The sequence below is a fragment of the Streptomyces sp. NPDC057900 genome, assembly GCF_042887885.1.
In the GTDB taxonomy this organism is placed as follows: domain Bacteria; phylum Actinomycetota; class Actinomycetes; order Streptomycetales; family Streptomycetaceae; genus Streptomyces.
Map to the genome: position 1 here is coordinate 1,084,846 of NZ_JBHVOI010000002.1, position 7,279 is coordinate 1,092,124.

Annotated in this window: 6 protein-coding genes; all 6 read left to right on the plus strand. The window is 71.8% G+C overall.

The features are described 5' to 3' along the window. The first annotated feature begins 4 nt into the window (after positions 1–4). Entirely contained in the window at positions 5–1,336 is a 1,332-nt protein-coding gene (locus ACFVQ0_RS12260; protein WP_390087064.1) for a DUF3152 domain-containing protein, read from the plus strand. A gap of 157 nt (positions 1,337–1,493) precedes the next feature. Next, a complete protein-coding gene (locus tag ACFVQ0_RS12265; protein ID WP_371776274.1) occupies positions 1,494–1,589 on the plus strand; it encodes an Ms4533A family Cys-rich leader peptide in 96 nt (31 codons plus the stop codon). Between the two features lie 220 nt (positions 1,590–1,809). Continuing rightward, complete coding sequence (locus ACFVQ0_RS12270; RefSeq protein WP_390087066.1) at positions 1,810–3,537, plus strand: ABC transporter substrate-binding protein; 1,728 nt, start codon at positions 1,810–1,812, stop codon at positions 3,535–3,537. Between the two features lie 2 nt (positions 3,538–3,539). After that, the gene (locus ACFVQ0_RS12275; RefSeq protein WP_390087068.1) at positions 3,540–4,523 is read left to right on the plus strand and encodes an ABC transporter permease; all 984 of its coding nucleotides are present in this window, start codon (positions 3,540–3,542) and stop codon (positions 4,521–4,523) included. Next, positions 4,520–5,509, plus strand: a complete 990-nt coding sequence (locus ACFVQ0_RS12280) for an ABC transporter permease (protein ID WP_390087070.1) — start codon at positions 4,520–4,522, stop codon at positions 5,507–5,509. The genes ACFVQ0_RS12275 and ACFVQ0_RS12280 overlap by 4 nt, the downstream gene beginning before the upstream one ends. After that, positions 5,506–7,089, plus strand: coding sequence for a dipeptide ABC transporter ATP-binding protein (locus ACFVQ0_RS12285; RefSeq protein ID WP_390087072.1), 1,584 nt, complete (start codon positions 5,506–5,508; stop codon positions 7,087–7,089). Before ACFVQ0_RS12280 ends, ACFVQ0_RS12285 begins: the two co-directional genes overlap by 4 nt. Positions 7,090–7,279 lie beyond the last annotated feature (190 nt).

The following is a 7,279-nucleotide window of genomic DNA, read 5'->3' on the forward strand; positions in this document are numbered from 1 at the left end:
GGGCGTGGGACGACACAGTCGAAAGGGCCCTGGGCCCGAGGCCCCGGAGGCCGGGTCCGCCCCGGCGGAAGCGGGTGCCGGGCGCGAGGACACCAGGCCGGCACCCGGCAACGGCCGGCGCAGGCGGCCGGGCGAGGCGCCACCGGCCACCGGCGCCCCCACCCCGTTCCAGGGCACACCCCAGGTGCGCGGCGGCCACCCCGAACAGCGCGAACCCGGTGGCGGCTGGGGCACCGGACCCGTCGCGCGGCCGGGTCCGCCGGCCGGTGGGCCCGGCCGCACCGGTGTCCAGGCGTCGGCGTCGCCGCGTCCGCAGGCTCAGGGGACCGGCACCAAGCCGCTGATACCGGGACCGCGCAGGGAGTTCGTCGAGGCGTTCGACGCCCAGCCGGCCCGGTCCGCCCCGTCCGGCCGGCCCCCTCGCGGCCCGGTGCCGGAGCAGGACGCCCCCGCCGGCCCGCGCAGCCCCGCCGGTGACCGGGACGGGCGGCCGCCCGGCGGCGAGGACGGCGCGCCCAAGGGCTCCAGGGGCGGCAGGGGCCGCACCTTCACCGGGATCGCGGCCGCCGCGGTGACCACGGTGCTCGCGGTGATCGTGGCGGGCCAGGTCGCCCACGACGGCGGCGGCCGTTCGGGTGCCGCCCAGGCCGCGGGCGTCGACCGGGACGGCGCGGACAGCGCCTCCCGTTCGGACGGCAGGAAGACCCCCGAGCCCAAGGTGGCGGTCAAGCCGCTGACGTACGAGCAGAAAATGGCCAAGCCCTATCCGCTGGCACCGAAGCTCAAGGCTTCCGGGAAATTCGAGGCGGTGCCGGGAGCGGCGAAGGCTCCGGGCAAGGGGCACCGGTACGTCTACCGGATCGATGTCGAGAAGGGACTCGGGCTCGATTCCTCGCTCTTCGCCGAGGCGGTCCAGAAGACCCTTAATGATGAACGCAGTTGGGCGCACGACGGCGCGATGACCTTCGAACGGATTTCCACCGGCGATCCGGATTTCGTGATCACGCTGGCCAGTCCGGGAACCACCGGCGTCTGGTGCGAGAAGTCGGGCCTGGACACGACCGTGGACAACGTCTCCTGCGACTCCGCCGCCACCGAGCGCGTGATGATCAACGCCTATCGCTGGGCCCAGGGCTCGTCCACCTTCGGCCCGGACAAGCTCTACTCCTACCGCCAGATGCTCATCAACCACGAGGTGGGCCACCGGCTGGGCCACAACCATGTGAGCTGCCGCACGCCGGGCACCCTCGCTCCGGTGATGCAGCAGCAGACCAAATCACTCGATATCGACAACATCAAGTGCCGGCCCAACGCCTGGGTGTACCCGAAGGGTTGAGCCCCGCCCGCAGCCGCGTGAGGGGGTGCGGGCCGGGTGTCCGGGAGGCCTGTCGCCGGGCCGTCGGGGCGGTCTCCCGGCACCGCCTGTCCGAATACTGAGACCGCCGTCTCATATCGCGTTGACATCGTGTGGGCCGTCGCCCATATTTCTCGGCATGTCACACAGCCCCGTCACCTCCGAGCGCGCAGCCATCGAGCTGGCGCTCATCGGTGTGACCGGGCACAGTGTCGCCGACGTCGACTGTTGCTGACGCCTGCCCGAGTGCGCGTCGGCTCCCGCCGTCCCAGCCCTGACGGGCCGGCCGGCCCCTCCCCGACTGCCGCACCGGGCGTACTCCGTCCGCAGGCGCGGCAGTTACCAGTGTTCCGGTCCCGGTACCGACCGGTCGTACGCACATGTCCCTCTCGCCGCCTGCACGGATCCACTTCCGTATCCCTCACCCAGGCAGTTCTCCGAGAGGTCATCTTCCGATGCGTCAACCGTCCGTCATATCGCGCCGCGCAGCAGCGGCCGCCGCAGTACTCGTCGTGGCCGCAACCGCCGCGGCCTGCGGGCCAGAGGGCAGCGGCAAGGGGAGCGACGACAGCTCCGGTGCGGCGGGCGCGCCCAGGAAGGGCGGCACGCTGACCGTCCTCAACAGCGCTCCGCAGGAGGACTTCGACCCCGGCCGGCTCTACACGTCCGGCGGCGGCAACGTCCCCTCGCTCGTCTTCCGCACCCTCACCACCCGCAACCGGGAGGACGGCGCGGCCGGCTCGAAGGTCGTCCCCGACCTGGCGACCGACCTCGGCAAGCCGAGCAAGAACGCCACCGTCTGGACGTACACGCTCAAGGACAACCTCAAGTACGAGGACGGCACCGCGATCACGAGCGCCGACATCAAGTACGGCGTCGAGCGCTCCTTCGCCGCCGAACTCTCCGGTGGCGCGCCCTACCTGCGCGACTGGCTGATCGGCGGGGCCGGCTACCAGGGCCCCTACAAGGACAAGAAGGGCCTCGACTCGATCGAGACGCCCGACGCGAAGACGATCGTCTTCCACCTCAACAAGCCCGAGGGCGAGTTCCCCTTCCTGGCCAGCCAGACCCAGACCACCCCCGTACCCAAGGCCAAGGACACCGGCACGAAGTACGAGGAGCACCCGCTCTCCTCCGGCCCGTACAAGGTCGTCAAGAACGAGGGCGACGGTGAGCGCCTCATCCTGGAGCGCAACACCCACTGGTCGGCCGCCACCGACGAGGAGCGCAAGGCCTACCCCGACCGGATCGACGTCCGCTCCGGTCTCGACTCCGCCGTCATCAACCAGCGGCTGTCCGCCTCGCAGGGCGCCGACGCCGCCGCCGTCACCACCGACACCAACCTCGGCCCGGCCGAGCTCGCCAAGGTCAGCGGCGACAAGAAGCTCGCCGCCCGGGTCGGCACCGGCCACTTCGGCTACACCAACTACATCGCCTTCAACCCGAAGGTGAAGCCGTTCGACAACCCGAAGGTGCGCCAGGCGATCTCGTACGCCGTCGACCGCACCTCCGTCGTCAACGCCGCGGGCGGCTCCTCGCTCGCCGAGCCCGCCACCACCTTCCTGCCCGACCAGACCTCCTTCGGCTACACGCCGTACGACGCCTTCCCGGCCGGGAAGAACGGCAACGCGGCCAAGGCGAGGGAACTGCTGAAGGAGGCCGGTTACCCCAAGGGGCTGACCGTCACCCTGACGCACAACAACGAGAAGAACTTCGCGACCAGCCCGGAGATCGCCACCGCGCTCCAGGAGGCGCTGAAGAAGGCCGGGATCACCGTCAAGCTCCGCGGCCTGGAGTCCAACGCCTACTCGGACACCGTCTACAACGTGAAGACCGAGCCCGGCTTCTTCCTCGGTGGCTGGGGCGCGGACTGGCCCTCGGGCGGCCCGTTCTTCGCCCCGATCTTCGACGGGCGCCAGATCGTCAAGGCCGGGTACAACTTCAACTCCTCCCAGCTGAACGACCCCGCGGTCAACAAGGAGATCGACGAGATCAACAAGCTGACCGACCTGAGCGCCGCCGCCAAGCGCTGGGGCGCGCTCGACAAGAAGGTCGGTGAGCAGGCGCTGACCGTGCCGCTGTTCCACCCGGTCTACAAGCGTCTGTACGGCGAGTCCGTCAAGAACATCGTGATCAGCGACTGGACCGGCGTGCTCGACATCTCGCAGGTCGCGGTCAAGTAGCCATGACCGAAGCTCTGCTGGTCAAGGAGGCGGGGGCCGTCGCGGCCCCCGCCTCCGGGGCCCATCCGTTCTGGCGGCGGCTGCGCGCCCGGCGCTCCGCCCTGGTCGCCGCCGTCCTCGTCGCCCTGCTGGTCCTGACCGCCCTCGCGGCGCCGCTGCTCGCGGGCATCGAGGGCCAGAACCCCACCACGTACCACCCCGATCTCGTCGACTCGGCCACCGGCGGGGTACCGCTCGGCTCCTTCGGCGGGATCAGCGCCGAGCACTGGCTCGGCGTCGAACCGCTCACCGGGCGCGACCTCTTCGCCCGCATCGTCTACGGCGCCCGCGTCTCGCTCGGCGTGGCACTCGGCGCGACGCTGCTCCAGGTCGCCATCGGCGTCGGCGTCGGCCTCGCGGCCGGACTCGGCAACCGCTTCGTCGACCAGGTGTTCAGCCGGATCACCGACGTCATGGTCGCCCTGCCGGTCATGGTGGCCGCCCTCGGCGCGCTCGCCGTCGTCCCGGCCGGATTCCCGCGCCCGGTACTGATCGCGCTGCTCGTCGGACTGGTCGGCTGGACCCACATCTCCAAGGTCGTGCGCGCGAAGACCCTCGCCCTGAAATCGCTCGACCACGTCGCCGCCGCCCGGCTTAGCGGCTGGGGTCCCTGGCAGATCGCCCGGCGCGAACTGCTGCCCGCCCTGGCGGCGCCCGTCATCACGTACGCCGTCCTGCTCTTCCCCTCCAACATCGTCGTAGAGGCGGCACTGTCCTTCCTCGGCGTCGGCATCAAGCCGCCCACGCCGTCCTGGGGACAGATGCTCAGCGACGCCGACACCTGGTACCAGGCCGCGCCCACGTATCTGCTGATCCCGGCCGGACTGCTCTTCGTCACCGTGCTGGCCCTCACCGTCCTCGGTGAGGGCGTGCGCACCGCGCTCGACCCCCGCGCCGCCTCCCGGCTGCGGATCGGCACCGGCGCGAAGAAGGAGGCCGGGGCATGACGTCCTTCCTGCTGCGGCGCCTGGGCGGAGCACTCTTCGTGCTGCTCGCCCTCAGCGTCGTCGTCTACGCCGCGTTCTACGTGGCACCGGGCGACGTCGCGCAGATCGCCTGCGGTCCTCGCTGCTCGCCCGCCCAGGTCGCCCAGGTCAGCGAGCAACTGCGGCTCGACGACCCGGTGTACGTGCAGTACGCGCACTTCCTCCAGGCGCTGGTCACCGGCCGCGACTACTCCACCGGAACCGGTGTGGTGCACTGCCAGGCCCCCTGCCTGGGGCTCTCGTACCAGAGCGGTCAGCAGGTCACCCAGCTGATCGTCGCCAAGCTGCCGGCCACCGCCTCGCTCGCCGTCGGCGCCTTCGTGCTGTGGATGGTGCTCGGGGTCGGCACCGGAGTGCTCTCGGTGTGGCGGCGCGGCCGCGCCACCGAGCGCGTCCTCACCGGGATCACCCTGGCCGGCATGGCCACGCCGGTCTTCGTGATCGGCCTGCTGCTGATCATCATCTGCGTCACCGCGCTCCAGATCCTGCCGTTCCCGGACTACGTGCCGTTCACGGACGATCCGGAGCAGTGGGCCTGGAACCTGCTGTTGCCCTGGATCTCCCTGGCGCTCGTCTCCGCCGCCCCGTACGCGCGGATGACCCGCGCCTCGATGCTGGAGACGCTCGCGGAGGACCATGTGCGCACCTTCAGGGCGTACGGGGTCAGTGAGCGCGCGATCGTCGGACGGCACGCCCTGCGCGGCGCGCTCGCCCCGGTGATCGCGCTCGGCGCCGTGGACATCGGCGCGATGTTCGGCGGAGCCGTGCTCACCGAGTCCCTCTTCGGGATTCCGGGGGTCGGCCGCGAACTCGTCGCGGCCGTACGGAACGTGGACCTCCCGGTCGTCGTCGGTCTGGTGCTCGTCACCGGGTTCTTCGTCGTCCTCGCCAATGCCGTCGCGGACATCCTCCAGGCGATGGCCGACCGTCGGGTGGTGCTGTCATGAGTCTCGTCGAGGTCACCGATCTCTCGATCTCCTTCGGAGACGTGCACGCGGTGCGCGGACTGTCGTTCTCGCTGGAGGCCGGTGGCGCGCTCGGCGTCGTCGGTGAGTCCGGCTCCGGCAAGAGCGCCTCCGCGTACGCCCTGCTCGGACTGCACCGGGGGACCGGCGCGAAGGTCGGCGGCTCGGTCCGGGTCGCCGGCGTGGACGTCCAGACCGCCGGGGACGCCGAACTGCGCGGGCTGCGCGGGGCCAAGGCCGCGATGGTCTTCCAGGACCCGCTCTCCTCGCTGGACCCGTACTACGCGGTGGGCGACCAGATCGCCCAGGTGTACCGGGTCCACAACCGGGTCTCCCGGCGGGCGGCCCGGACCAGGGCCGTCGAGGTGCTGGATCGGGTCGGAATTCCCGACGCGGTACGCCGCTCCCGCTCCCGGCCGCACGAGTTCTCCGGCGGGATGCGGCAGCGCGCACTCATCGCGATGGCGCTCGCCTGCGAACCGGAGCTGCTGATCGCGGACGAGCCGACGACCGCGCTCGACGTCACCGTCCAGGCCCAGATCCTCGACCTGCTGCACGGCCTGCGCCGCGAGACGGGCATGGGGCTGCTGCTGGTCACCCATGACGTGGGCGTGGCGGCGGAGTCGGTGGACGAGGTGCTGGTCATGCGGTCGGGCCTCGCGGTGGAACGGGGGCCGGTGGCCGAGGTCCTGCGCGCGCCGCGCGAGCCCTACACCAAGGCGCTGCTCTCCGCGGTTCCGCGCATCGCCCCGGAGCCGGGCGGTGCGGTCGCGCGTTCTGTCCCGGACACGGCCGAGGTGCTCGTAGAGGCCGACGGTCTGCGGCAGGTGTTCGGGCGCGGGAAGTCCGCCCGCGCCGCCGTCGACGGGGTCTCCCTCACCGTCCGCCACGGCGAGACGCTCGGCATCGTCGGGGAGAGCGGCAGCGGCAAGACCACCCTCGGCCGGATGCTTGTCGGCCTCCTGGAGCCCACCTCGGGCCGGCTCAGCCGGGTGGACCGGGTGCAGATGGTCTTCCAGGACCCGGTCTCCTCGCTCAACCCGCGCCGCTCCGTGGGCGAGTCCGTCGCGGATCCGCTGCGGGCACGCGGGCAGCGCGACGAGAGCGCGATCAGGGCGCGCGTACGGGACCTGCTGGAGCGCGTCGGGCTCGATCCGGAGCAGTACGACCGCTATCCGCACGAGTTCAGCGGCGGGCAGCGCCAACGCGTCGGCATCGCGCGGGCGCTGGCCGCGGAGCCGAGGCTGATCGTCTGCGACGAGGCGGTCTCCGCCCTCGACGTGACGACCCAGGCCCAGGTCACCGCGCTGCTGGCCGAGCTCCAGCGGGAACTGGGACTCGCGCTGGTCTTCATCGCGCACGATCTCGCGGTCGTCCGGCAGGTCAGCGACCGGGTGGCCGTCATGCGCCACGGCCGGATCGTCGAGGAGGGCCCGGTGGAACAGGTCTACGGAGCGCCCCGCGACCCGTACACCAGACAGCTCCTGGCGGCCGTCCCGGCGCTCGATCCAGCCCTCGCGGCGGTCCGCCGCGCGGCGCGGGCGGAGGCCACCGCCGCCTGACCGTACGTAGTCGACCGCCTCTATAGCGCGACGGAACGCTACAGGGGTGGGAAAGTTACGCCGGTTCACCCCTTTCGGTGGTGGGGGGGGCCCCCCCCCCGCGCCCCACCCGCGGTTCCCCGTGCGGTCGTGCCCCAGGGGGTAGCCCCGCCCACCGTGGGCCCCCCCCACGGGGATGGGGGGGGGGGTA